Origin of the sequence: Pseudonocardia oceani, from assembly GCF_019263585.2 — a bacterium.
Taxonomy (GTDB): Bacteria; Actinomycetota; Actinomycetes; order Mycobacteriales; family Pseudonocardiaceae; genus Pseudonocardia; species Pseudonocardia oceani.
In genome coordinates, this window is sequence record NZ_JADQDF010000001.1 from 3,337,977 (window position 1) to 3,362,579 (window position 24,603).

Below are 24,603 nucleotides of genomic sequence, written 5' to 3' on the forward strand. Positions count from 1 at the left end.
CGGGCGGACCACGCCGCAGGACCAGCACGGCCAGGAAGGACCTCTCAAAACCCCGCACGACGGAGTGCACTTCCCCGAAACGGAGCCCCATCCGATGCGACACATCCGCGCCCGGCGCGTGATCGCTCCCCTCACCGTCCTCGCCGCTCTCGCCGCGGGCTGTTCCTCCGGAGGAGGCTCCGGTGCGGCCGACTCCGGCTCGTCCGGGCCCATCGTCATCGGCCACACGGCCGGGACCACCGGTTTCATGTCCGTCTTCGACATCCCAGTGCAGCAGGGGATGGAGCTGGCCGTGGCGGACATCAACGCCCAGGGCGGCGTCCTCGGCCGGCAGCTCGAGATGATCACCACCAACAACGAGTCCGACGTATCGAAGATCCAGACCGCGGCCCAGGACGTGCTCGACCAGGGCGCGGAGTTCGTAGTGACCTCCTGTGACTTCGACATCGGCGGACCTGCCGCCCGGGTCGCCAACGACGCGGGGAGGATCGCGCTGGGCTGTGCGGGCGGCCCGCTCTACGGCGTGGACGGGGTGGGCCCGCTGACCTACAACTTCTACCCCGGCTCCCGAACGGAGGGGGCGCTGCTCGCCGAGTACGCGAAGGAGAAGGGCTACACCCGGCCGTTCGTGATCACCGACCAGGGACTGGAGTACTCCCAGGTCGTCGGGGACTTCTTCGAGCAGCGCTGGCTGGACCTCGGCGGGACGCTGGTGGGCGAGGAGACCTACCAGAACGGCGACGAGTCCGCCGCCGCCCAGATCGCGGCCGCGCAGCGGGCGAACCCCGACGTCATTCTCGTGGCCAGCTACCCGCCCGGTGGCGCCACCCTGCTGCGTCAGCTCCGCGCCGCGGGCCTGTCCCAGCCGCTGCTCGGCTCGGCCGCGTACGACGGCACCTACTGGACCGACGCTGTCCCGGGGCTCTCGGACTTCACCATCCCCGCCGCAGGCGGTCTGTCCGGTGACGACCCGGTCCCCGCGCGCAACGAGTTCTTCACCCGCCTGCAGCAGCGGACCGGCGAGCCGGCCGCCAGCGCGAACTACCCGCTCGAGGGGTACTCGTTCGTCCAGGCGATCGCGCGCGCGGTGGAGCGGGCCGGCAGCACCGACACCGAGGCCGTCAAGGCCGAGCTGGACAAGTTCACGAACGAGGACCTGCTGCTGGGGCCGACGACCTTCACCACTGACTGCCACATCCCGTCGAGCCGTCCGATGCTGCTCAAGACGTACACCGACGGCGTACCGAAGGTGATCGGCGAGCGCACCGTGCAGTCCCTCATGGGTCAGGCTCCCTGCTGATGGCCGCCCCGGTGGGAACGGGCAAGCGGGAGCAGCAGCCCGAGCGGGAGCTCCGGACATCCGGGGTGACGGTCCGGTTCGCCGGGCTGACCGCCTGCGAGGACATCGACCTGGCCGTGCGCCCCGGGGAGATCCTGGGCCTGATCGGCCCGAACGGTGCAGGCAAGACGACCCTGACGAACGTCCTCACCGGCTTCCAGCGGCACGCCGGCGCCGTCGTCGTCGACGGCCGGGACGTGACGGGGTGGTCGCCGCAGCGGCTGAGCAGGATCGGCGTCCGCCGGACCTTCCAGAACGTCCGGCTGTTCGCCGGGATGACGGTGGCGGAGAACCTCGAGGCCGCCGCGCTCGGGGTGGGCCTGAGCCGCGCGGCCGCGCGCCGCTCGACGGCCGGGCTGCTGGAGCGGTTCGACCTGATGGCGATCGCCGGATCCGAGGCCACGGCGCTGCCCTACGGGCTGGAGCGCCGGCTCGGGATCGCCCGGGCGCTGGTCGGCGATCCGCGCTACGTCGTGCTCGACGAGCCGGCTGCCGGACTCGACGAGGAGGAGAGCGACGAGCTCCTCGCCCGGCTGCGGGCGGTCCCGGACCAGTACGGGTGCGGGCTGGTGGTGATCGAGCACGACATGCGGCTGATCATGCGGTTGTGCGACAGGCTGCACGTCATCGACCACGGCCGCACCATCGCCACGGGCGACCCGGCGCAGGTCCGGGCCGATCCGGCCGTGATCGAGGCCTACCTGGGCAGCGCTGCGGCCGGGAAGGCGTTGGCACATGGCTGACCCCGTCGCCCTGCTCTCCGTTCGGGGTCTGACCGTCCGTTATGGGTCGGTGACCGCGCTGCACGGCGTTGACCTCGACGTCGCCGAGGGCGAGCTGGTGTCGCTCGTCGGCCCGAACGGCGCCGGCAAGTCCTCCGCGCTCGCCGCCGTCAGTGGGCTCGTCCGCCCGGCGGCGGGCACGGTCACGGTGGCCGGCGCGGTGGTGTCCGGGCTGCCCCCCGAGCGGGTCGTCCGGCATGGCGTCGCGCTGGTGCCCGAGGGCCGCAACATCTTCGCCTCGTTGACCGTGGCGGAGAACCTCGCGCTCGGTGCGACGATCCGGCGCAACGCCGCCGAGGTCGCCGCGGACCTCGAGCGCGAGCTCGAGCGGTTCCCGATCCTGCGCGAGCGCTACTCGCAGCAGGCCGGACTGCTCTCCGGCGGTGAGCAGCAGCAGCTCGCCATAGCGCGGGCGCTGATGTCGCGGCCCCGCCTGCTGCTGCTCGACGAGCCGTCACTGGGCCTGGCCCCACGGCTGGTCGACCTGGTGTTCGAGACCGTGGCGCAGCTGCGCCGGGAGGGACTGACGATCGTGCTGGTCGAGCAGAACGCGACCCGCGCGGTCGAGATGGCCGACCGCACGTCGGTCCTGCGGACCGGCCGGATCGTGCGCAGCGGCACCGCCGACGAACTGGGTGGCGGCGCCGCGATGGCGGCGGACTACCTCGGCGGGGCGGGGGTGGCTTCGTGACGACGGTCGTGCAGGCGCTGGTCAACGCGTTGAACCTCGGCGGGCTCTATGCCCTCTACGCCCTCGGTGTCGCGATGGTGTTCGGCATCCTGCGCCTGGTCAACTTCGCGCACTCCAGCCTGATCATGGCGGGCGGGTACACCCTGGTGTTCACCGCCTCGTTGCCGCTCCTGGTGCGGCTGCTGCTCACCGTCGTGGCATGCGTCGCGCTCGCGATGCTGCTGGAGCTGGTCGCCTTCCGTGGGGTGCGCTCGGCCGCTCCGGAGACGATGCTCGTCACCTCGTTCGCGGTGAGCATGTTGCTGGCCAGCCTCGCGGAGAGCATGTTCGGCGGGCTGCCCCGCTCGACCGATCTCGCTCCCGTCTTCCGGGAGAGCTGGACCTTCGGGCAGATCTACCTGCCCAAGATCAACGTGATCACGGTGGCGGTCGTCGTCGTGCTCATCGGCGGACTGGGAGTCTTCCTCACCCGCACCCCGGCGGGCCTGCGTATGCGGGCCGCGGCCGAGGACTTCGCCACCGCCCGGTTGCTGGGCGTGGCGGCCGACCGCGTGATCAGCCTGGCTTTTGCGATCAGCGGCGTGCTGGCCGCCGCTGCGGCGGTGCTCCTGTTGGGCGCCAACGGCTCGGTCACCCCGACCTTCGGCTTCAACGCCGTGCTGTTCGGGCTCATCGCGGCGGTCGTGGGCGGGCTGTCCAGCTTGCGCGGCGCCGTCGTCGGCGGGTTCGTGCTCGGCGCGGCCAGCCAGCTCCTGCAGGAGGTGCTCCCGGTGGGCCTCACTCCGTTCCGGGACGCCGTGCTGTTCGCGGCGGTGTTCTGCCTGCTGGTCGTCCGGCCGCAGGGAATCGTCGGCTCCGGTCAGGGGGTGCGGGTGTGAACGGCCTCCTGCGTCGGGCCGGCGGCGCTCTCGGCGTCCCGGCTGTGCTGTTCGCGGGGGTCGTGGTGGCGGCGTCGCTCGCCACCACCGGGCCGCCGTCGCTGGAGCGGCTCGCGGTGGGCGGGCTCGTCAACGTCGTCCTGGTCGTCGGGCTGTACGTGTTCGTCGGTAACTCCGGGGTGTGGTCGTTCGGTCACATGAGCTTCGCCCTGATCGGCGGCTACGTCGCCGGTCTGCTCGCGCTGCCCGCGCGGCTCAAGGGCCAGCTGCTGCCCGATGCCCCTGCGCTCGTCAGGGACCTGCACTCGGGCCCGTTCGTCGCGGTCGTCGTGGGTGGGCTGGCCGCCGCGGTCGTGGCCCTGGTGGTGGCGGTGCCGCTGTCCCGGATCGGCGGGCTCTCCGCCGGGCTCGCGACGGTCTCGCTGCTCATAGCCATCTCCGCCGTCGCCGCGCAGTGGCAGTCGGTGACGCGCGGGCAGAAGGGCCTTTCGTCGATACCGACGAGCACGACCATGCCCGTGGCCTTGGCCTGGGTGCTGGTCGCGCTGCTGATCGCCTGGACGTACCAGCGCTCGTCCTACGGGATCCGTCTGCGGGCGTCCAAGTCCGACGAGATCGCCGCGGCCGCGTCGGGGGTATCGGTGCCCGTGCAGCGCGGGGTGGCGTTCGTGCTCAGCGCGTTCCTCACCGGGATCGGCGGCGCGCTGTTCGCCCTGCAGCTCGGCTCGATCAACCCCGACGTGTTCTACCTCGACTACACGTTCCTGATCATCACCATGCTGGTGCTCGGCGGTGCCGGCTCGCTCACCGGGGCTGTGGCCGGCAGCGTCGCGGTGTCGGTTCTGGCGGAGGTGCTGCGCCGCGCCGAGGGCGGGTCGCTGCTCGGGCTGCCCGTGCCGTCGCGTCCCGGTCTCGCCGACGTCGTGCTCGGCGTCGTCCTGGTCGTGATGCTGCTGCGCCGCCCGGGCGGCCTCACCGGTGGCCGCGAGTTGCGGCTGCCCCGGCGCCGTGGCGAGAGACACCGTCCCCCGACCGTCATCCCCGACGCGTCCGAAGAGAGTGCCCTGGCGGGAGCCGTCGCCGGGGCCGGCCCTGAACCCCGTCGAGAGGACTCATGATGACCGACCGTTCCCCCGTGGGCGTGCTGGTGCACGGCACCACTCCGCCCGACAAGATCGTCGGCGTATGCAGGAACATCGAGGACGCCGGTTTCGGCGAGCTGTGGCTCAGCGAGGACTACTTCTTCCTCGGCGGCCCGACGACCGCCGCCATGGCCCTGCAGGGCACGCGTGAGATCCCGGTCGGGATCGGCATCCTGTCCGCGGTGGTGCGGCACCCCGCCGTCACGGCCATGGAGGTCTCCACCCTCACGTTGGCCTACCCCGGGCGGCTGATCACCGGCATCGGGCACGGCGTGCCCTTCTGGACGAAGCAGATGGGGCTGTACCCGAAGTCCCCGATGCGGTCGCTGCGCGCAGTGATCGAGACGACCCGCGCGCTGCTCGCCGGGGAGACCCTGACCGTCGACGACGGGCCGTTCGTCTTCGACCAGGTCTCGCTCGTCCATCCCAATCCGGCGGGTGTGCAGCTCTACGCCGGGGTGATCGGGCCGAAGTCCCTCGAGCTGGCGGGGGAGGTCGCCGACGGCACGGTCCTGTCCGTCATCGCCGCTCCGAAGTACCTGGAGTTCGCCAGGATGCACATCGCCGCCGGGGCCGCGAAGGCCGGCCGCGACGCCGCCGCCCACCGCATCCCCACCTTCGCGATCTACCGTGCGGACCTCGACGGCGACGTGGCCCGCGCCGCGGCCCGGGAGGCCCTCGCCTTCTACCTACAGGCGGTCGGCCCGACCCCGATGACCGGCGTGTACGGCATCAACGAGCGGCTCGCCGAGATCCTCGCGTCGGGCGACCTCGCGGGGATCGCCGCCGCCCTGCCCGAGGAGTGGGTGGACACCTTCACCATCGCCGGGACGCCCAAGGAGTGCGTGGGCAAGATCCGGTCGTTCCTCGATGCCGGCGCCACCTCCGTGGTCCTGGCCCCGTTCCCGGCCGAGGCCAACGACGCGATCCTCGAGCTGACCGCCGTCGATGTCCTGCCCCACCTCTAGACCCGAGCGAGAGGCCCACCATGAGCGAGATCGTGTTCTTCCTGACCACGCTGCACTCCGAGGACGTGCGTGAGTCCTACGAGCAGTGGGTCCGCGAGGTCGACCAGTCGACCGCGGAGGCGCTGCCGGGCGTCGAGCGGTACCGGGTGGTCCGGTTGGAGGGCCCGGTGATGGACGGCGTCGCCACCCCCTCGTACAGCTATATCGAGATCATCGAGGTAAGCGACCTGGCGACGTACCAGAAGTCCATCGGCGCAACCCCCGCCGCCTTCTTCGAGCAGTTCCGCAGCTACATCAGCGCCTTCGACTCGGTGGCCGGGATGGTCGTGCAATGACGGCCTCCACCCGTCTCGCCCGACCTCGGGTGGAGGTGGCGGGGTTGGTCGAGGAGGCCGTGCGCCGGCTGGCCGAGCTCGGGCCCGACGGCGCCGCGCTCGCCGGGGGCACCTGGCTCATGCGGTCGCCCACGCTGCCGGGGACCTTCGTCTCGCTGCACCGCATCGCGGAGCTGCGCGGTGTCTCCGCCGGAACGTGGGGCGCCCTCACGACCCACGCCGAACTGGCGGCGACGCCCCTGCCCCCCGCGCTGCGCGCCCTGGGCACCGCGGCGCGCACGTCGGCGTTCCCGCAGGTCCGCAACGTGGCGACGCTCGGCGGGAATCTCAACGCCCGCGGGTTCGCCGAGGCGGACCTGGTCCCGGCCCTGCTCGCGCTCGACGCCACCGTGGAGGTCGCGTCCGCGGCGGGACGGCGGCGGATCGGGGTCGAGGAGCACCTGCGGGCCGCCCACGATCCGGCTGCACTGCTGGTCTCGGTGACCGCCGCGGCCCCGGCGGGCCGCCGCTCCGGGTACGGCCGGCTGACCGTGCGCGGCGGCGGCGAGTACTCGCTCGCCTCCGTGGCAATCTCCGCCGACGTCGACGCGGCGGGCGCCGTGTCGGCGGTCCGGGTCGCCGTCGGGTCGGTCGAGGCCCGCGCCCGGCGCTGCCCGGAGGCCGAGGCGGCGCTGGCCGGAACCACTCTCGACGAGTCCGCCGCCCGCGCCGCCGGGCGCGCCGCTGCTGCGGTCCTGACGTCGCGGGACGACCTGCTGGCGCCGGCCTGGTACCGCCTCGAGGTCCTGCCCGCGGTGTTCGCCCGCGCCGCGGCCGACTGCCTCACCGACCCATCCAACGTCCACGACACCGGGGAGACCCCGTGAGCCACCGGCTGACCGTCAACGGCCGCGCCGTCGAGATCGACGTGCCCGGCGGCACCCCGCTCGCCGACGTGCTGCGGGACCACCTGCACCTGCGCGGCACGAAGGTCTCCTGCGGGACGGGCCGCTGTGGTTCCTGCACCGTGCGCCTCGGCGACCGGGCCGTCGCGTCCTGCCTGCTGCCGGTCGCCCTCGCCGAGACCGCGCCGGTCACCACCGTCGAGGGGCTCAGTGCGCCGGACGGGCCGCTGCATCCCGTGCAGGAGGCGATGGTCTCCTGCCACGGCGTGCAGTGCGGGGCCTGCACCCCCGGCATGGTGATGACCCTGAGCACTTTCCTCGACACCACTGCCGATCCGGACGCAGGGCAGGTCCGCGAGGAGCTCACCGGCAACCTCTGCCGGTGCACCGGCTACCACACCATCGTAGACGCGGCGCTGACCGCGGCGGCCGCCGCCCCGACGCCGAGGGAGGACCGGCCGTGACCGCGCTGTCCGAGCCCACCACCCGTGCCGTCCCCGCGACCGGCGCCGTCGGTCGGTCGATCCCTCGGCCGGACGCCGACGCCAAGGTCCGCGGCGCCGCGGTCTACACGGTCGACCTCTCCGAAGCGGGCACGCTGCACGCCGCGGTGCTCCGCGCGGAGCTCGCCGCCGGGCTCATCACCCGGCTCGACACCTCCGCCGCGGCCGGCCTGCCGGGCGTGCACGCCGTCGTCACCGGCGCGGACGCGCCCGCTCTGTCGGGCATGCTCGTGGTCAAGGACCAAACAGTGTTCGCGATCGACACCGTGCGCTACGCCGGGGAGCCGATCGCCGCCGTCGCCGCCGAGACCCCCGAGCAGGCCGCGGCGGCACTGGGCGCGATCGTGCTGGAGCTCGACCCGCTGGCTCCCGTCGTCGACATGGACGCGGCCATTGCCCCCGACGCCCGGCTGATCCACCCCGACTGGGCCGGCTACGCGGCGCCCGTCGACGGTTTCCGGGGCGGCAACGTCGCCTGGGACACCCGCCTCGAGAAGGGCACCGACGAGGAGTGGGCCGCTGCCTTCGCGACGGCCCACGCGGTGGTGAGCGACGAGTTCCGCACCCCCCGTCAGCACCAGACCCCGCTTGAGCCGCACGCGTGCGTGGCCCGCTTCACCGGCGGCCGCTACACCGTGCACACCTCCACCCAGTTCCCGCACTCGGTCCGCACCCGCACCGCAGAGCTGCTGGGCGTCCGGCCCTCGGCCATCCGGGTGGTCGTGCCGACCGTCGGCGGGGGGTTCGGCGGGAAGCTCGACGCGATGCTGGAACCGATCGCGTGCCTCCTCGCCCGGCGCTCGGGCCGCCCGGTCCGGCTGGTCAACACCCGGGCCGAGGAGCTGGCCACCGCCGGCCCGCGGGAGAACGCGATCCTCCGGCTGCGGACCGCCGTCGACGCCGAAGGACGCATCCTCGCCCAGGAGTCCGACGTCCTCACCGACAATGGCGCGAACTCCAGCGGCGAGACGCTCATCTGCGCCGGGCTGCCGGCGCTCGCCCTCGGGTCGACCTACCGCGTCCCGCTCGCCCGGTACCGCACGCGCGTGGTCTACACCAATACGGCGCCGACGGCCGCGTTCCGCGGGGTCGGCGGACCTTATGTCGTGTTCGCGCAGGAGTCCCACCTTGACCACATCGCGCGCGAGATCGGCGTCGACCGGCGGGAGCTGCGCCTTCGCAACGTCCTGCGGGCAGGCGAAGCCATGATCAACGGTCAGGTGCTCGACGACCTGATCCTCGTCGACGCTCTCGAGTCCGTGGAGCGCCGCCTGCCGTGGAAGGAGGAGCGGCCGGCCAGGCCGGGCATGCTGCGGGGCCGGGCCGTCGTACCGTTGACCTGGCTGACGAACCCGGGACCGGGCGAGGCCTCGGTCTCGCTGTCGGACGACGGGACCATCCTGCTGACCACCGCGGCCACAGAGATCGGCACCGGCGCGGTCCAGACCGGGGTGCGGCAGATCGTCGCCGAACGGCTCGGGGTGAACGTCGAGGACGTGCTGGTGTCCGGTCCGGACACCGACACCGCGGGCTTCGACAACGGGGCCCAGGGCAGCCGCACGACCTACGGCGCGGGCAACGCGGCCGGCCAGGCCGCGGGCGAGCTGCGCGAGCTGATCGTGCGGACCGCCGCGGGCATGCTCGAGGCCGCGGAAGCGGATCTGGAGATCGCAGGTGACGTCGTACGGGTCGTGGGCAGTCCGGGGGCCTCGGTCACCCTCGCCGCGGTGAGTGCGACGGCCATGTGGTCCAGCGGGCCGCTGTCGGCTACCGGGCGGTTCGTCTCGCCGCCACCCGAGTTCGACGCCGGATGCATGATCGGTGCCCTGTTCAGCACGATCAACGCCACCTCCTCGCACGCCCATACCGCCGACGTGGAGGTCGACCCGGACACAGGCGAGGTCACAGTGCTGAGCTACGTCGTCGCCCAGGACGTCGGCCGGGCGATCAACCCGGCGATGATCGCGGGCCAGGTCGACGGCGCCGTGGCGCAGGGCGTGGGCTACGCGCTCTACGAGGACCTGCGGATCGGACCGGACGGGCAGGTGCTCGACCGGAACCTGGAGACCTACCGGATCGCCACCGCACTGGACGTGCCCCCGATCGACCTGGAGATCCTGGAGAGCCCCCTTCCCACCGGTCCTTACGGGGCCAAAGGGGTGGCGGAGCCGCCCATCGTGCCGGTGGCGGCGGTGCTGGCCTGCGCCGTGTCGGACGCGATCGGGGCCACCCTGACCGAGTTGCCGCTGACGCCGTTCGCCGTGCTCGCGGCCCTGCGCGCGGCGCGGCCGTGATCCGTTCCACCGACAGCGACCTTCCGGAGACCGCAGAATGAGCGAGCAGGCACTCCCTATGGACCGCAGCTACACCCGGGACCACGAGTGCATCGACATCCCGCCCGGCGACCTTTGCCCGGCGACCCGGTGCGGATCGGCCTGTCGGCGCAGGCGGTCGAGGTGCTCGGCGAGATCGTCCACCTCGAGCTGCCGGAACCCGGCGCCGAACTCACCGTTGGCGACAGCTGCGGTGAGGTGGAGTCGACCGAGTCGGTGTCGGACCTCCTCAGCCCGGTGACGGGGCCCGTCACCGCCGTCAACCCAGCCCTCGCCGAGGATTTCTCCACGGTCAATCGGGACCCGCACGGCGAGGGCTGGCTGTTCACCGCGAACGTCACCGCTCTCGGCGACGTCCTCACCGCGGGCGAGTATCGCGCCGCCTCTGCAGATGTCTGACGCGGAAACGCGTGGGCAGCGTCGCGGCAACATTTCGGCGATGTGCACTGGCGCGCCGGGAACTTCGGCGCACGGCCCATGGCCGGGGCCGCGGTCCTCTCCTTAAGTTGCGATCCATACCCCACAGTCGAACGGCCCCCACCACACATCCGACTCAGCGGCGCCGGGGACCCGTCACCTGACCGCACTGCAGTTGACCCGAGGAGCAACAAGCGCGCCATGACCATCACCGATCCCGTTCAGAGCACGATCAGGTACACCGGTGCACGGATCCGGCGCACCGAGGACCCCCGCCTGCTGGCCGGCCGTGGCCAGTACATCGACGACGTCACCGTGCCCCAGATGCTCGAAGCAGCTGTGCTGCGCAGCCCTCACGCACACGCCCGGATCACCGGCATCGACGTCAGCCGGGCCCGGGTGCTCCCCGGGGTGTTCGACGTGATCACCGGCGAGGACCTCGCCGCCGTCGCCGACGCGCAACCGGTGATCTGGTTCCCCATCCCGGAGCAGCGGATCGCCCGGGCCCACGCGCTCGCCGTCGACCGCGTCCGCTGGGTCGGGCAGGCGGTCGCGGCCGTCGTCGCGACCGACCGCTACGTCGCGGAGGACGCCCTGGAGCTGATCGACGTCAGCTACGAACTGCTGCCGGTCGTCGCGGACCTCGACGCGGCACTCGCACCGGACGCCCCCAAGCTGTACGACGACTGGCCCGACAACGTCAGCGGCCGACTGACCTACCGCAACGGCGACCCCGACGAGGCGTTCGCCTCCGCCGACGTCGTGGTCGGCGGCCGGATCAGCCACGGCCGAGGCTTCGGCTGCCCGTTGGAGCCCCGTGGCTGCATCGTGAACTGGGACTCTTTCGAGGGAACCCTCGACCTCTGGCTCTCCACCCAGTCCCCGAACCTGGCCCGCGACCTGATGGGGGAGGTCTTCGGGATCCCGATCCAGAAGATCCGGGTCCGCACGCCCAACGTGGGCGGCGGCTTCGGCAACAAGTTCGACTTCTACGGCGAGGAGGTCATCGCCGCCGTCCTCTCGCGTCGGGTAGGCCGCCCCGTCAAGCTGCTCGAATCCCGCGCCGAGAGCTTCGTCGCCACCGGCCACTCCCGCGACCAACGCCTCGACTTCGAGATGGCGCTGCGCCGCGACGGCACGATCCTCGGGCTGCGCGGCACGTCCTACGGGGTCCTCGGCGGCGCCCTGGGCACCGTCGGATCCGGGCCGCCCTGGGCGTCCGTGCTCACCAGCATGGGTCCGTACAAGATCCCGAACCTCGAGCTGCACCTGACCTCGGTCATGACGAACCGCTCGCCCTACGGGTCCTACCGCGGCTGGGGAGCGCCCAAGGGCAACCTCGTGCACGAGCGGCTGATCGAGATGGCCGCCCGCGAGCTGGGGATGGACCGCGCCGAGATCCGGCGGAAGAACTTCCCCGCCCCCGAGGAGTTCCCCTACTTCACCGGCGCGATCTTCACCTACGACAGCGGCCGCTACGCCGACTGCCTCGACCTGGCGATGAGCAAGGTCGACGAGCTGGGCTGGCGCGAGCGCCAGGCGGCGGCACGCGCCGAGGGACGCCATGTGGGGATCGGCTACTCCTTCCACATCGAACCGAGCGGATACGGTCCCAGCCGCATCCTCAACCTCGCCGGGCTCACTCATTCCGGGTTCGACGAGGCCACCGTGCGGATGGACTCCACCGGCACGATCACCGTCTACAGCGGGCAGATCAACATGGGTCAGGGAACCCACACGATTTACTCCCAGCTGGCCGCGGACACCCTCGGTGTCCCGATGGAGGACGTGCTCATCGTGACCGGTGACACCGACTCCTGTCCGTACACCGGGTACGGCACCGGCGGCAGCCGGGCCGCCGCGCTCGGCGGGGCGGCGATCCTGCGAGCCAGCGGGCGGCTCCGCGAGAAGATCTTCAGGGTGGCCGCGCACCTGCTCGAAGCCGACCCGGACGACCTGCAGATCGACAGCGGCCGGATCAGCGTCCGGGGTACCTCCGGGCCGGCGGTCACCACTCGCGACGTCGGCGATGCGGCCTACCGCCGCCTGCTCGACAAGCTTCCCGACGTCGAGATGCCGACGCTGGAGGAGGTCGACGTCTTCGACCCGGTCAACATGGCGACCTCCTTCGGTTGCGCGGCGCTGCTGGCCGAGGTCGATCCCGAGACCGGCGTCGTGACCCTGTTGGACTGCCTGCAGGCCCACGACTGCGGCACCGTGATCAACCCGATGCTCGTGGACGGGCAGCTCGCCGGCGGGCTGGCGCAGGCCATGGGCGGGGCACTGCTCGAGGAGCTGATCTACGACGAGCACGGCCAGATCCAGACGGGGAGCTTCCGGGACTACCTGCTGCCCACGGCCAGCGACATCCCGCCGTTCCACTTCTACCACCAGGAGACACCCGCACCCGACATCCCGGGCGGGATGAAGGGCGTAGGGGAGGCGGGCACCATCGCCGGCGTGTCCCTCGTCGCGAGCGCGATCGACGACGCGCTCGCCGACTTCGGCGTCACCGTGACCCGCTTCCCGGTCACCCCGCCCCGGTTGCTCGAGCAGATCCGTGAGGCCCAGGCCCGCATCGAGGAGTCGCAGTGAAGCCCGCAGCAGTCGGTTACGCCCGCGCCAATGACCTGCAGGAGGCGGTCGCGCTGCTCACCGAGCACGGCACCGATGCCAAGCTGCTCGCCGGTGGCCAGAGCCTGGTGCCGATGATGTCCTTCCGGCTGGCCCGGCCGTCGGTCCTGGTCGACATCAACCGGGTCGGCTCACTGGACTTCGTGCAGGACGACGACGGCGCCGGCCTGCTCATCGGAGCGATGACCCGCCAACGCGACATCGAGACCAGCCCTCTGGTCGCGGCGACGGTTCCGCTGCTGCCGCAGGCACTGCGGCACGTCGGCCACGTCACCAACCGCAACCGAGGCACGATCGGCGGCAGCCTGGCGCACGCGGACCCGGCGGCCGAGCTGCCGGCCCTGGTGACCGGACTGGGCGGCGAGGTCGTGGTGGAGGGACCTGCGGGTCCGCGCACCATCGCCGCCGAGGACTTCTTCGTCGGACCCTTCGCCACCGCGATGGCCTACGACGAGGTGCTCACCGCCGTGCGCCTCCCGAGGCTTCCCGCCGGCACCGGGTTCGCCGTCGAGCAGCTGGCTCGCCGGCACGGCGACCTGGCCGTGGTCGGCCTCCTCGCCGCAGTTCATCTCGGGCCCGACGGCTCGATCGACATGGTCCGGCTCGCCGCCAGCGGGGTCGGGCCGACCCCGATCCGGCTGTACGCGGCCGAGGCGGCGCTCGTCGGCGCGCGCCCGACCGCCGACGTGATCGCGGCCGCGGCCGACGCCGTGGCCGTCGAGCCGCCCGACGACATCCACGCCCCGGCGTCCTACCGACGTGACATGGTCCGGCTGCTGCTGCAGCGGGCCGTCACGACGGCTATCCAGCAGAGTGAGGCGAACGCATGAGCGACAAGCAGAGCGTGTCGGTGACGATCAATGGGCACGTCTACACCGAGGACTGCGAGCCACGGCTCACCCTGGCGGACTTCATCCGCCACCGGTGCGGGCTGACCGGGACGCACCTGGGGTGCGAGCACGGAGTCTGCGGCGCATGCACGATCATGGTGGACGGCCGCACGGCGCGGGCCTGCCTGATGCTGGCGGTCCAGGTGGACGGCGCCACCATCACCACGGTGGAGGGACTTGCCGACGGCGACACGCTGAATCCGCTGCAGGAGGCGTTCTGGAACAATCACGGCCTGCAGTGCGGCTTCTGCACGCCGGGGATGCTGATGTGCGCGACAGAGTTGCTGGAGAGCAACCCGGAGCCCACCGCCGAGCAGGTCCGCGAGCAACTCTCGGGCAACCTCTGCCGCTGTACCGGCTACGATTCCATCGTCCAGTCGGTACTCATTGCTGCGGAGAACCAGCGCCGCTGACGATTTCGCTGCACGTTGTGGCGTTCGGTAATCAGGCTTGCTCGTCGAAGCCCGGCCCGGGTCGACGGACGGACGCGTTTCGTCCTGGCGTCCATCGGGCCCGCCAGGACAGATCATGGCGGCGAGCGGCCGGCCGGGATCGCAATGGTGGTCGAGTTCGCAGTCGTCGGGGGGCATATCGCGCGGTCGTGAGCCTGGTGGTCTGCTCGGTCGGGCCGATCCGGTCGAGCAAGGCGCGGACATCGCGGCGGTCGAAGGTCCAGTCGAACGGCGTGCTGCTTGGTGGTAGCGGTTCTAAAGGCCAGGATGCGGTCGGCCATGGCGCGTTCATGCGGTCGATCGAGGCCTGTCCGGCGTGGCGGGAACCGGGCGTCGTAGGCGACGAAGTAGGCCAGGGTCTCACCGCGGCGGTACTCGAACTCGACCTGCTGGGTCCGGCCGGGCCCCAGGCGCGGCCGGGGTGGCGGCGGCGCAGGGCTTGGAGCTGGGACTTCTCATCGGCGCTGACCACGTAGTCGTCCGGGCTCAGCTCGGTGCCCTGCCAGGTGCGGGCGTTGAGATCCAGGACACGAGCGGCTTCGGTCTCGAAGTCGGGGTCACGGGGGAAGATCCAGGATCGGTGCTGCCAAGGTTTGATCACCGGCCGGTGCAGGGTGCGGCGCACCGTGGACGGTGAGAGCGCGTCGGTGACACTGTGGGCGATGGCCTCGGCGGCCAACTCGGTGCTGCTCCAGCACAAGAGCGGGATCCCGGTCTCGGCGGGCAGGGAGCAGGCCAGCGCGGTGATCGCCGCGACCGTCTCGGCGCCCAACCGCCGCGGGCGCCAGGGTCGGGGCCGGTCACCAGGCCGTCCAGGCGCTCGGTGGCGAACTGCCGCCGCCACCGACGTGCGGGGTCGACACACAGTCCGGGTCCGGCGGCGATCGCGGTGTTGGTGGCGCCGCCGGCGGTGGTGAGCCCGATGACGAACGGGCTGGTCAGCGGCACCACTGCGTTGTCGGCCGACCACGATCTCCGCTGCTGTGACACGCGCGACCACCCGTCCGGGCAGTCGACGGTCGATCAGCTGAGCCGAGCAGCGCTACCCGGGCCGTCGCCGCCGGGCTGTCACGATGAACTCCGTACGGCAACAGGTGACCGCCCGGGCTCGACAGCGCCGGCCCAAAATCACCGAGCTGCACATGGCACATGGCCACCGCGGCGTGTTCACCTACTTGAGGTCGCTACCCCACCGGCTGGCTGCCACTGTGCCGACTTCGCTACGTCGGGCTCCGCCCACGACTGGCAGGTCGCATCTACCGGGCCAGCCACGACGACTACGCCGAGTCGATCTTCCCCAGCGGGCTGCCCCTCGGCGCCTGCGAAGACGCACTCGACCTCGCCTGCGGCCTCTACCTCGTTGCTCGCGGCCTTGCAGGACCTCACGCCCCGACGAACTAGCGACCGCGACACTAGCCAGCGAGAAGCGGCCCATCCGCCACGACAGCGGCGTGACGCGGAGGTGCAGTGCTCGGTCGCCGCGGCGGCCACGACACGGGGGGTCGTCTGTATCCGACACGACCAGCGGCGGCACGGTGCGGTCCGTTGCAGATGACATGGGCACTCCCGGTCGGGGCTCGGCACGAGCTCGATGAGCTGCGTCGTGGGAGATGCTCGCCGTTGACCGGGGAGGGCGACATCGACAGCCGGGAGAAGAAGTCGGGCCCGGACAGTGCACCGGGACGGAGCGCCGGGGTCAGGCCACCTGCCCCCGCGTGTGCTCGAAGATCAGGTTGGTCTCCGTGCCCGCCACCGCTGGGTCGCGGTTGAGCTGCTCACCGACGAACCGGCGCAGCTCGTCGGTGCTGGCCGTGCCCACGTGCACCAGGAAGTCGTTGGCGCCGGCCACGAAGAACACGGCGAGCACCTCGGGGTAGCGGCTCAGGCGGCTGGTGTACTCGCCGATCGCGTGGCGGGCGTCGGGCTGGAGCCGGATCGCGATCATGGCCTGCAGGTCGTGGCCCAGGGCCCGGGGGTCGATGTCGGCGTGGTAGCCGCGGACCACCCCGCGCGTCCGCAGAGCCCGTACCCGGGCCAGGCACGTCGACTGCGCGATCCCGACCTGCTCGGCCAGGTCCTTGTTGGACACCCGCGCGTCGGCGAGCAGGGCCGCGACGATCGCGCGGTCGGTTTCGTCCAGCCGAACATCCTGCGGCGGCAGTGGCTGTGCGGGGCGGGATCCGGCGGGAGGTAGTGGCACAGCGGTCTCCTGGGGAATCTTCTGCGGGTTCGTTGCAGTCTAGCGATAGGATCTTCACTCTCTGGGCATGAGAATCGGTGTGCCCCGCGAGGTCAAGAACCACGAGTACCGTGTCGCGCTGACCCCGGGCGGGGCGCGCGAACTCACCCGGAACGGTCACCACGTGCTCGTCGAGCGCGGCGCCGGCCTGGGCAGCGCGATCACCGACGCCGACTTCGAGGCCGCCGGTGCCCGCACCGTGGCCACCGCCGACGAGGTGTGGGCCGCCGCGGACCTGCTGCTCAAGGTCAAGGAGCCGGTCGAGCAGGAGTACCACCGGCTGCGCCGCGGGCAGGTGCTGTTCACCTACCTGCACCTCGCGGCGTCGAGGGCGTGCACCGAGGCGCTGCTCGCGTCGGGCACCACCGCGATCGCCTACGAGACCGTTCGCACTCCCGACGGCGCGCTCCCGCTGCTGGCCCCGATGAGCGAGGCCGCGGGCCGGCTCGCGCCGCAGGCGGGCGCCGGTGCGCTGATGCGCGCGGCGGGCGGGCGCGGCGTGCTGATGGGCGGGGTCCCCGGGGTGCGCCCGGCCGACGTCGTCGTCATCGGCGCGGGTGTCTCGGGGCAGAACGCGGTGGCGATGGCCGTCGGCATGGGCGCCGAGGTCACCGTGCTCGACCTCGACATCGCGAAGCTCCGCGAGCTCGACGACCGATACGCCGGGCGCGTGCGCACGATCGTCTCCAACGCCCACGAGATCGAGTTCGCCTGCCTGACCGCCGACCTCGTGATCGGTGCGGTCCTGGTGCCCGGCGCCCGCGCGCCGCGACTGGTGAGCAACGACCTGGTCCGGCGGATGAAGCCGGGCTCGGTGCTCGTCGACATCGCCATCGACCAGGGCGGGTGCTTCGAGGACTCGCGTCCCACCACCCACGCCGACCCGACCTACCGCGTGCACGGCTCGGTCTTCTACTGCGTCGCGAACATGCCCGGCGCGGTCCCGCACACCTCGACCTACGCCCTGACCAACGCCACGCTGCCCTACGTGCTGCGCCTGGCCGATCTCGGCTGGGCCGACGCGCTGCGCGCCGACCCCGCACTGGCCGCGGGCCTGTCCGTCCACGACGGCGCGCTCACCAGCCTGCAGGTGGCCCACGACCTCGGGCTGCCCTACACCGACCCCGCGGCGCCGGTCGCCAGCTGACTGACGACCCGATCATGTAGCAGCCTCGGCCACGATCGTCGCCGGCACGAGCAGAGGCCCCGGCACGGTCTCCAACAGGCGCGAGCACTCGTCGTGCCACACGCCGGTGTCATCGAAACCCGCGATCAGCGGGCCGGGAATCGACGAGGATCTCACTCAGCGCGCCGGCCCATCCCGTCGCGGATGTCGTCCTTGGCCCGCTCGCTCGAGGTGTGCTCGCCGGAGCTGACGCTGCCGAGCCACCCCAACTGCCGGCGACGTGGCGCGGTCTGGCGCTCACCGTCGATCACCTCGAACCGGACACGGTCACCCGCGTGCAGAGGCACGCCCAGGCGTTCGGCGACCTCGGCCAATTCCGGCGCTACGACGAACTCGTGCGCGCCGTCTGCAGCGGACACGCTCGTGGTCGCCACCTCCCTCGTCGAGCCATCATCGCACCACCAGGGTCGTTGACGAGACCGTCGGCGACGTGGACACGCGACACCGTCGTCAGGCATGCTCGTCGTCACTCGCCGTGATCTGCGTGGGCGGCGCCCGCGTGCCACGGGATGTGCCGCGAACTCGTGATTCTGCGGTCGCCCCGACAGGGTTTGTGAGGCCGGACCTCACAGCGTCGGCGCTGGTAGATGCCCTGGTCAGCGTCGAACGGGCGTCTTGTAAGCGGTAGGTCGTCGGTTCGATCCCGACCCCGGCTCCACGCCTGACCTGCAGAGTCATCGCTCTGGACATCGTGATTCGCTCGCCAGCAGTACCGGCCACCGCGGTTTCGTGCCACGGCTTGACGCCCCCGGACGGGGTGGAGCCATGGCGAGGTGGAGCGAGACGTCGCAAGCGGCACTATCCGGTCAGGTTGCGCGCCGCCTTCACTCCGATGACTCCCGCGTAGCGGTGACCGGCCTCCGCTGGCCCTCGACCTCCATGCCTGGGTGCTGGCGGCGGACGACGATGCCGAGCGCGCCGCCGCGGTCCTCGCAGCGCGCCGCGGGTGGAGCACCTTCGGTCGGGAGCTGTACGGGTCCTACGACTGGCTCGAACGGCGGGCGGCCTGCGAGACGCAGTGCCGCGCGCCGGTCGGGCGACCGCGCCTACGACGCCGCGTACGTGCACGGCAGCACGCTGGGTCGGGAGGGGTGCAGGACGCCCACATCCGAGCCCTGCTCGAGGACACTCCGCCCGGCCCAGCCGAACGGGGCGGTTCACATCGCGCCGTCGACCGCTTCCTCACGCTCTCCGCAGCGCCGGGTGGGAAGCTGCGTTCCGTCGGCGCCCGCTGCTGAGAGCGCCGAGGGAGAGCGCTCGGCGAGCGTCGGCCTGTAGCTGGCGGGTGGTCGGGCGGTCCTACGGCCGGGGCGCCGGATCTGGCGCGGGCCGCCCGGTCGGCGCCTTGCCCGCCAGCCGGGTGGCGATGTGTCTGTCGATGCCCGGCAGGGTGGCGAGCGCCAGGGCGATCCGTCGCGACCGCAGTCCCAGCGTGGAGCGCGGCAGGAACCAGGCGGCGGTGCGGCGCGCGATCCGTTGCTGCTCGGTGATCACCGGCTGCCATCGCTGCTGGTAGCTGTCCAGGGCGGCGTTGATCGAGGTGGCGGTGCGCAGCTGTTCGGCGAGCAGAGTGGCGCCGGCTATGGCGAGTGAGGCGCCCTGGCCGGCCAGTAGCGATACTGCCTGGCAGGCGTCGCCGAGCAGCACGACGCGGCCGCGGTGCCAGGTGTCGATGCCGACTTGCGCGACCTGGTCGTAGTAGATCTCGTGGGGGGGTGGGCAGGCGGCCAGGGCCCGTGGGGTGAGCCATCCCAGGTCGGAGTAGGTCTGCTGAAGGGCGCGGCGTGGGTCGGCCGGGAGGGTGGGGTCGGGCGTCCGGTGCACGGCGAACACGGCGACCCGGCCGTCGCGCAGTCCGTAGAACCCCATCTGCCGGTTGGCGGTGTCGGTCAGGCAGAACCGGTTGCCGACCTGTCCGCGCAGCCAGGGATCGTCGAGAGTGAAGGCGGCGGTGTGGAAGCCGAGGTAGCGCACGAACTGGTCGTGCGGGCCGAACGCGAGGTGACGCACCGCCGAGTGGATACCGTCGGCGCCGACCAGGAGGTCCGCGGTGATGCGGGTGCGGTCGGCGAGGGTTACGAGCACCCCGTCGGGGGAGTTGTCGATGCGGGTGGGCCGAGAGCCGAAGCGCAGGTCGGCCCGGCCCGTGACGAGTTCCCGCAGCGCCCTCTCGAGGTCGGGGCGCATGATGCTGAGCATCCGCCCGTCGACCGCTCGGGCGAAGCGGTCGTAGTCCAGGCCGGCTCGGCGCCGCCCTGCGTTGTCGAGGTAGGCCACCCCGTCGACGGTGTAACCGAGTTCTCTGAGCCGGGAAAGCACTCCCATCTGTTCGGCGGCGGCGTAGCCGGGGCCGAAGAAGTCGATCATGTAGCCGTGGCTTCTCGGGGTCGATGACCGCTCGATCACCACGACCTCCCAGCCCAGGTTGGTCAGGCGCTGGGCGGCGGCGAGCCCGGCGATGCCGGCGCCGCAGATCACAGCCTTCACGTCGGCTTGCTCCTATTCGTCGCCGTGGAGGTGCAGCAGGCGGCGCAGCACCGGCGCCACTCGGGCCGGTGTGAGCCCCGGATCGAGGGCCCGATGCAGCAGCAGCCCGTCGAGCGCGGCGGCCAGGACCAGCGCGGTGTGGTCGGGGGTCGGATGGCTGTGGCGGTTCAGCCAGTGGGCCACCGTCCGCCGTAGGTCGGTGAGCAGTGCGGCGAGCGCCTCCCGCATCTGCTCGTCCCGGGCGGCTGCCAGGTACGCCTCGGCGAACAGCAGCGATGTCGGATCCCGGTCGGTGCAGGCGCCAACGGAGCCGAGTATCACGTCCAGGCCGGCGTCGAGGCTGTCGGTCTGCTCCAGTCGGGTGGCGAGCTGCCCGAGCAGCTCACGCATCACCTCGAGCACTGCCTCGCGCAGCAGCGCATGCAGTGAGGAGAAGTGGTAGTGCACCAGTCCCGGCGCGACGCCGGCCCGCTGGGCCAGCAGACGGGTGCTGACGCCGGCCCAGCCGAGCTCAGGAACAAGCTCGGACGCGGCCACGCGCAGACGCTGCCGTACCTGACGCCCACGGTCGGTCGCAGTGGCTTCCGGCACCAGACCTCCAAATAGTTGGGCAACTGAACTGGGCGAGTGCCCAACACTAGCAGGATGGATGGACCGTCGGAGGGACGGCCCTGAGGAACTACTCGGCACCGCGGGCGTGCCGCCGTGGCGATGTGTACCGGGACGTGATCACGGTAGGTCGACGCAGCCGGGCTGACTCTGCAGACGGACATCCCCATCCGGCCAGCCAAAGGAGCGGTTCACCGAAGTCTTCAGGATCAGGACCGGGACCCGGAACGAGTGGACGGCGATCTCCGACGGAACCTGCACCACCCGGGTCCTGGCGTTCGGTGAGGTGGCCGAGCACCCGCATCTGGCGCGGAACACGATGGTCGTGCAGGACGACGGTCTGCGGGACGTGTCGGCGCCGCGCTCGTCCCGCACCTCGACCAGGTGTCTGGGCAGCCGGAAGAGATCCAGCAGGCCGAGCAGGCGTGCGGCTGATCACGGACACGGGGTGAGGTTCCCCCGCTAGCTCGGAGACCGACGATCATGGCCGTAGGCCGTGAAGGGAGTCTCCGATGGCAGCACCGAAGAAGTACCCCAACGAGCTGCGTGAGCGCGCGGTCCGGCTCTACTTCGAGTCCGACCCACGCCCGGTGATCTGCCGGCTGGCCGAGCAGCTGGGCGTTCACCACGAGGCGTTGCGGACCTGGATCCGCCAGGCCCAGGCCGACCGCGGCCAGTGCAGCGACCTACCGACCAGCGCGGAGGTCGAGGAGCTGCGCCGGCTCCGGAAGGAAAACACCGAGCTGCGCCGGGCCAATGAGATCTTGAAGGCGGCGAGTGCTTTTTTCGCCCAGGAGATGGACCCGACAAAGAGGCGATATTGAAAGCCGTCGGCCATCTCCGTGACCGGTTCGGGGTCGACCCGGTCCTGCGGGTACTCGACGTCGCACCCTCGACGTTCTACGGCTGGCTCACCCAACAACGGCACCCGTCGACGCGACGCCGAACCGACGAGCAGTTGCTCGCCGAGATCGTCGAGATCCACGACCGCTCCGGTGGCACCTACGGTTCTCCGCGGATCCACGCCACCCTGCACCGCCGCGGCGTGCACATCTCCCGCAAACGGGTCGAGCGGCTGATGCGCGAGCACGGCCTGCAAGGCGCGTTCCTGCGCAAGAAGTGGCGCACCGCCTCGACCAGGCAGAACCCAAACGCCGACCCGGCGCCGGACCTGGTCAACCGCGACTTCACCGCCCCCGCACCGAACCGGCTCTGGGTCGCTGACGCGACCCGCGTCCCGTGCGGACAGGGCGTGTTCTGGCTCGCCGCGGTCCGTGACGCGTTCTCCAACCGGATCGTCGGCTGGCGCTGCTCGGACCGCTGCGACACCGACCTCATCCTCGGTGCGCTCGAGTACGCGGCCTGGTCACGCGGTATCCGCAACGGCCAGGTGGTCCACCATTCCGACCGCGGCTCGAATTACACGTCGCTGCGATTCGGGCAGCGACTCGACGACCACGGCATTCTCGCGTCGATGGGTTCGGTTGGGGATTCCTACGATAATGCGCTGATGGAGAACTTCTTCTCCACCCTGAAAACCGAACTGGTCTACCGGAGGTCGTGGCGGACACGGGACGAGGCCGAGAACGCGCTGTTCGCCTACATCGACGGCTGGTACAACACCCAACGCATCCAAGCCCGGCTCGGGTGGCGCTCACCAGACGAGTACGAAGCGGCCTGGCATGCTCACACCGACGATCACCCAGCGGCTGCGGCCGCCGAACCCGAAGTGGCGTCCGCCAGGGTGGTGTGCGACCGGCCCGGTGACGGGCGAGGCGTCGTGTAGGGCGGCCACCGCGTGATCTTCTGAACGCCTCTCACAGCCAACAGAAGATGGATCACGCGATGACCGCGCCCTCGATTATCGACCCGACCGAGTTCCTGCACGAGCAGCTGTCCCAGGCGAGTCCGGATCTGCTGCGCCAGATGCTCACGACGTTCATCAACACGCTCATGTCCGCCGACGCCGACTCGGTCTGCGGGGCAGGCTGGGGCGAGCGCTCCGAGCAGCGGACGAACACCCGCAACGGCTACCGTCACCGCGACTTCGACACCCGCGCCGGCACGATCGACGTGGCGATCCCCAAGCTGCGCAACGGTTCCTACTTCCCCGATTGGCTCCTGGAGCGCCGCCGCCGGGCCGAGCGGGCACTGACCACAGTGGTCGCCACCTGCTACCTACTCGGCGTCTCCACCCGGCGGATGGAGAAGCTCGTCGAGTCCCTCGGGATCACGAAGCTGTCGAAGTCGCAGGTCTCGGTGATGGCCGCGGACCTCGACGCGCAGGTCGCCGAGTTCCGTTCCCGTCCGCTGGACCAGGGGCCCTACACGTTCGTCGCTGCGGACGCGCTGGTGCTCAAGGTTCGTGAGGGCGGCCGAGTCGTGAACGTCCACGCCCTCTTAGCGACCGGCGTCAACGCCGACGGGCACCGGGAAATCCTCGGCCTGCAGGTCACCTCCGCCGAGGACGGCGCCGGATGGCTCGGCTTCTTCCGCGACCTCACCGCCCGCGGCCTGTCCGGGGTCCGGCTGGTCACCTCCGACGCCCACGCCGGGCTCGTCTCAGCGATCGGCGCGACGCTGCCCGGAGCGACCTGGCAGCGCTGCCGCACCCACTACGCCGCCAACCTGATGGCCGCGACCCCGAAGGCCAGCTGGCCGTGGGTGCGGGCGTTGCTGCACTCGGTCTACGACCAGCCTGACGCCGCGAGCGTTCACGCGCAGTTCGACCGGGTCCTCGACGCCGTCGCCGACAAACTCCCCAAGGTGTCCGAGCACCTCGACACCGCCCGGGCGGACGTCTTGGCGTTCACCAGCTTCCCCAAGGAGCTCTGGCGCCAGATCTGGTCGAACAACCCCTCCGAACGCTTGAACCGGGAGATCCGCCGCCGCACCGACGTGGTCGGGATCTTCCCCGACCGCGACTCACTGATCCGCCTCGTCGGCGCGGTCCTCGCCGAGCAGCATGACGAGTGGGTCGAGGGGCGGCGCTACCTCGGCCTGGAGGTCCTCGCCCGCTCCCGCGTCACCGCGGTCCCCGACACCACCGGCGACAGCAGCGAGGAGGTGACCTCCACCGACACCATCCCGGCGCTCAGCGCCTGACAAAACTAGAAGATCACGCGGTAGTCGTCACACACCACGCCAGCGGACTTGACCGAACCCGACCCGGCCACCGCCAGGTAGCCGACACTCCGGGCTACCGGGGGAACCTCAGGGGAACGACCTGCAAGACGCCGCGCGAGCAGTGCAGCGTACGAACGGCGAACGCGGATCGCGCTATGGATGTTGGCCGTGGCACGAGACGTGGCACGAACTCAGGGTGAACGTGATCTCAGCTGCACCTGGTGCGGCTTGGAGGAGCGGTAGAGGTGCAGGTCGAGGGCGTAGGAGCCGCTGTACGGGCGTCGTGTCAGCGGTAGGTCGTCGGTTCGATCCCGACCCCCGGCTCCACGTCCGACCAGGCGTCCTCCGGCACCGAGATCCTGCAGCGCTACGAGCGCGACACAGCACTGTCGAGGAGCGAGCAGGCGGCCGTGAGGGCGTGTCCGGCGGCGTCGGCCGAGCCGTCCATCCGCGCCCCGGCCATCGCCCCGTCGTAGAGCAGGCACAGCTGCTCCACCAGCGCGTCGACGCCGAGTCCAGGCCCGCCCGGTCCTCGGTCAGCAGGCGCCGGAACAGACCGCGCACCCACTCGCGGTGGCGGCCGGTCAGTTCTCCCACCGGGCCGTCGGTGCCGCACTCCGCCGCGGCGTTGATGAACGGGCAGCCCGCGTACCCGGGGGCGGCGAACCACTCGCCGAGCAGGTCGAACACGGCCGCCACGCCATCGCG

The 24,603-nt window shown here is 71.4% G+C and carries 24 protein-coding genes; 19 read left to right on the forward strand and 5 right to left on the reverse strand.

Translation table 11 applies throughout. The features are described 5' to 3' along the window. Positions 1 to 94 precede the first annotated feature (94 nt). From I4I82_RS16755 to I4I82_RS16825, 15 genes are all read left to right on the forward strand, one after another. Positions 95 to 1,300: an ABC transporter substrate-binding protein gene (locus I4I82_RS16755; RefSeq protein WP_218595850.1), complete on the forward strand. Its 1,206-nt coding sequence runs from the start codon at positions 95 to 97 to the stop codon at positions 1,298 to 1,300. Then, positions 1,300 to 2,082: an ABC transporter ATP-binding protein gene (locus tag I4I82_RS16760; protein WP_218590375.1), complete on the forward strand. Its 783-nt coding sequence runs from the start codon at positions 1,300 to 1,302 to the stop codon at positions 2,080 to 2,082. Before I4I82_RS16755 ends, I4I82_RS16760 begins: the two co-directional genes overlap by 1 nt. After that, a complete protein-coding gene (locus I4I82_RS16765) occupies positions 2,075 to 2,812 on the forward strand; it encodes an ABC transporter ATP-binding protein (protein ID WP_225920613.1) in 738 nt (245 codons plus the stop codon). The genes I4I82_RS16760 and I4I82_RS16765 overlap by 8 nt, the downstream gene beginning before the upstream one ends. Beyond that, the gene (locus I4I82_RS16770) at positions 2,809 to 3,690 is read left to right on the forward strand and encodes a branched-chain amino acid ABC transporter permease (protein ID WP_218590361.1); all 882 of its coding nucleotides are present in this window, start codon (positions 2,809 to 2,811) and stop codon (positions 3,688 to 3,690) included. The genes I4I82_RS16765 and I4I82_RS16770 overlap by 4 nt, the downstream gene beginning before the upstream one ends. After that, positions 3,687 to 4,808, forward strand: coding sequence for a branched-chain amino acid ABC transporter permease (locus tag I4I82_RS16775; RefSeq protein ID WP_218590362.1), 1,122 nt, complete (start codon positions 3,687 to 3,689; stop codon positions 4,806 to 4,808). The genes I4I82_RS16770 and I4I82_RS16775 overlap by 4 nt, the downstream gene beginning before the upstream one ends. After that, a complete protein-coding gene (locus I4I82_RS16780) occupies positions 4,808 to 5,800 on the forward strand; it encodes an LLM class flavin-dependent oxidoreductase (RefSeq protein ID WP_218590363.1) in 993 nt (330 codons plus the stop codon). The genes I4I82_RS16775 and I4I82_RS16780 overlap by 1 nt, the downstream gene beginning before the upstream one ends. 20 nt (positions 5,801 to 5,820) lie before the next feature. Next, positions 5,821 to 6,135, forward strand: a complete 315-nt coding sequence (locus I4I82_RS16785) for a RedY/HapK family protein (protein WP_218590364.1) — start codon at positions 5,821 to 5,823, stop codon at positions 6,133 to 6,135. Continuing rightward, positions 6,132 to 7,001, forward strand: coding sequence for an FAD binding domain-containing protein (locus I4I82_RS16790; protein ID WP_218590365.1), 870 nt, complete (start codon positions 6,132 to 6,134; stop codon positions 6,999 to 7,001). Before I4I82_RS16785 ends, I4I82_RS16790 begins: the two co-directional genes overlap by 4 nt. Further along, entirely contained in the window at positions 6,998 to 7,483 is a 486-nt protein-coding gene (locus I4I82_RS16795) for a (2Fe-2S)-binding protein (protein WP_218590366.1), read from the forward strand. The genes I4I82_RS16790 and I4I82_RS16795 overlap by 4 nt, the downstream gene beginning before the upstream one ends. Further along, entirely contained in the window at positions 7,480 to 9,816 is a 2,337-nt protein-coding gene (locus tag I4I82_RS16800; RefSeq protein ID WP_226370100.1) for a xanthine dehydrogenase family protein molybdopterin-binding subunit, read from the forward strand. Before I4I82_RS16795 ends, I4I82_RS16800 begins: the two co-directional genes overlap by 4 nt. Positions 9,817 to 9,945: 129 nt before the next feature. Further along, complete coding sequence (locus I4I82_RS16805) at positions 9,946 to 10,254, forward strand: glycine cleavage system protein H (protein ID WP_226370101.1); 309 nt, start codon at positions 9,946 to 9,948, stop codon at positions 10,252 to 10,254. A gap of 219 nt (positions 10,255 to 10,473) precedes the next feature. After that, positions 10,474 to 12,867 carry a xanthine dehydrogenase family protein molybdopterin-binding subunit gene (locus I4I82_RS16810; protein ID WP_218590367.1) on the forward strand — a complete coding sequence of 798 codons (2,394 nt, stop codon included), beginning with the start codon at positions 10,474 to 10,476 and terminating at the stop codon, positions 12,865 to 12,867. Then, the gene (locus tag I4I82_RS16815; RefSeq protein WP_218590368.1) at positions 12,864 to 13,736 is read left to right on the forward strand and encodes an FAD binding domain-containing protein; all 873 of its coding nucleotides are present in this window, start codon (positions 12,864 to 12,866) and stop codon (positions 13,734 to 13,736) included. The genes I4I82_RS16810 and I4I82_RS16815 overlap by 4 nt, the downstream gene beginning before the upstream one ends. Then, positions 13,733 to 14,209 (forward strand): (2Fe-2S)-binding protein, encoded by a 477-nt coding sequence (locus I4I82_RS16820; protein WP_218590369.1) that lies wholly within the window; start codon positions 13,733 to 13,735, stop codon positions 14,207 to 14,209. The genes I4I82_RS16815 and I4I82_RS16820 overlap by 4 nt, the downstream gene beginning before the upstream one ends. Positions 14,210 to 14,397: 188 nt before the next feature. Continuing rightward, positions 14,398 to 14,724 (forward strand): hypothetical protein, encoded by a 327-nt coding sequence (locus I4I82_RS16825; RefSeq protein ID WP_218590370.1) that lies wholly within the window; start codon positions 14,398 to 14,400, stop codon positions 14,722 to 14,724. Between the two features lie 1,220 nt (positions 14,725 to 15,944). Here I4I82_RS16825 and I4I82_RS16830 read toward each other — a convergent pair. Beyond that, positions 15,945 to 16,448, reverse strand: coding sequence for an Lrp/AsnC family transcriptional regulator (locus I4I82_RS16830; protein ID WP_218590371.1), 504 nt, complete (start codon positions 16,446 to 16,448; stop codon positions 15,945 to 15,947). A 67-nt stretch (positions 16,449 to 16,515) separates the two neighbouring features. Here I4I82_RS16830 and ald point away from each other — a divergent pair, with 67 nt between their 5' ends. Next, positions 16,516 to 17,634: an alanine dehydrogenase gene (gene ald, locus I4I82_RS16835; protein ID WP_218590372.1), complete on the forward strand. Its 1,119-nt coding sequence runs from the start codon at positions 16,516 to 16,518 to the stop codon at positions 17,632 to 17,634. A gap of 152 nt (positions 17,635 to 17,786) precedes the next feature. Here the strand turns inward: ald and I4I82_RS16840 are convergent, their stop codons facing one another. The 3 genes from I4I82_RS16840 to I4I82_RS16850 all read right to left on the reverse strand — a co-directional run bounded on the left by I4I82_RS16840 (position 17,787) and on the right by I4I82_RS16850 (position 20,697). Beyond that, positions 17,787 to 18,032 (reverse strand): hypothetical protein, encoded by a 246-nt coding sequence (locus I4I82_RS16840; RefSeq protein WP_226370102.1) that lies wholly within the window; start codon positions 18,030 to 18,032, stop codon positions 17,787 to 17,789. Between the two features lie 940 nt (positions 18,033 to 18,972). Continuing rightward, positions 18,973 to 20,160, reverse strand: a complete 1,188-nt coding sequence (locus tag I4I82_RS16845; protein ID WP_218595851.1) for an FAD-dependent monooxygenase — start codon at positions 20,158 to 20,160, stop codon at positions 18,973 to 18,975. Positions 20,161 to 20,172: 12 nt separating this feature from the next. Then, positions 20,173 to 20,697, reverse strand: coding sequence for a TetR/AcrR family transcriptional regulator (locus I4I82_RS16850; protein ID WP_308112795.1), 525 nt, complete (start codon positions 20,695 to 20,697; stop codon positions 20,173 to 20,175). A 584-nt stretch (positions 20,698 to 21,281) separates the two neighbouring features. Here I4I82_RS16850 and I4I82_RS16855 point away from each other — a divergent pair. From I4I82_RS16855 to I4I82_RS16865, 3 genes are read left to right on the forward strand one after another with little or no spacing between them, the layout of a single operon-like run. After that, the gene (locus I4I82_RS16855; protein WP_218595852.1) at positions 21,282 to 21,593 is read left to right on the forward strand and encodes a transposase; all 312 of its coding nucleotides are present in this window, start codon (positions 21,282 to 21,284) and stop codon (positions 21,591 to 21,593) included. Further along, positions 21,590 to 22,555 carry an IS3 family transposase gene (locus I4I82_RS16860; RefSeq protein ID WP_218595853.1) on the forward strand — a complete coding sequence of 322 codons (966 nt, stop codon included), beginning with the start codon at positions 21,590 to 21,592 and terminating at the stop codon, positions 22,553 to 22,555. The genes I4I82_RS16855 and I4I82_RS16860 overlap by 4 nt, the downstream gene beginning before the upstream one ends. 59 nt (positions 22,556 to 22,614) lie before the next feature. Further along, on the forward strand, positions 22,615 to 23,874 hold the full coding sequence (locus I4I82_RS16865; protein WP_218594903.1) for an IS256 family transposase: 1,260 nt from the start codon (positions 22,615 to 22,617) through the stop codon (positions 23,872 to 23,874). A 388-nt stretch (positions 23,875 to 24,262) separates the two neighbouring features. Here the strand turns inward: I4I82_RS16865 and I4I82_RS34455 are convergent, their stop codons facing one another. After that, the gene (locus I4I82_RS34455) at positions 24,263 to 24,391 is read right to left on the reverse strand and encodes a hypothetical protein (RefSeq protein ID WP_267460555.1); all 129 of its coding nucleotides are present in this window, start codon (positions 24,389 to 24,391) and stop codon (positions 24,263 to 24,265) included. Positions 24,392 to 24,603: the final 212 nt, after the last annotated feature.

Coding starts and splice junctions, on each gene's coding strand:
- I4I82_RS16765 (WP_225920613.1), top strand. CDS start 2,075: ATGGCTGACCCCGTCGCCCTGCTCTCCGTTCGGGGTCTGACCGTCCGT.
- I4I82_RS16810 (WP_218590367.1), top strand. CDS start 10,474: ATGACCATCACCGATCCCGTTCAGAGCACGATCAGGTACACCGGTGCA.
- I4I82_RS16865 (WP_218594903.1), top strand. CDS start 22,615: ATGACCGCGCCCTCGATTATCGACCCGACCGAGTTCCTGCACGAGCAG.
- I4I82_RS16855 (WP_218595852.1), top strand. CDS start 21,282: ATGGCAGCACCGAAGAAGTACCCCAACGAGCTGCGTGAGCGCGCGGTC.
- ald (WP_218590372.1), top strand. CDS start 16,516: ATGAGAATCGGTGTGCCCCGCGAGGTCAAGAACCACGAGTACCGTGTC.
- I4I82_RS16760 (WP_218590375.1), top strand. CDS start 1,300: ATGGCCGCCCCGGTGGGAACGGGCAAGCGGGAGCAGCAGCCCGAGCGG.
- I4I82_RS16820 (WP_218590369.1), top strand. CDS start 13,733: ATGAGCGACAAGCAGAGCGTGTCGGTGACGATCAATGGGCACGTCTAC.
- I4I82_RS16755 (WP_218595850.1), top strand. CDS start 95: ATGCGACACATCCGCGCCCGGCGCGTGATCGCTCCCCTCACCGTCCTC.
- I4I82_RS16790 (WP_218590365.1), top strand. CDS start 6,132: ATGACGGCCTCCACCCGTCTCGCCCGACCTCGGGTGGAGGTGGCGGGG.
- I4I82_RS16780 (WP_218590363.1), top strand. CDS start 4,808: ATGACCGACCGTTCCCCCGTGGGCGTGCTGGTGCACGGCACCACTCCG.
- I4I82_RS16785 (WP_218590364.1), top strand. CDS start 5,821: ATGAGCGAGATCGTGTTCTTCCTGACCACGCTGCACTCCGAGGACGTG.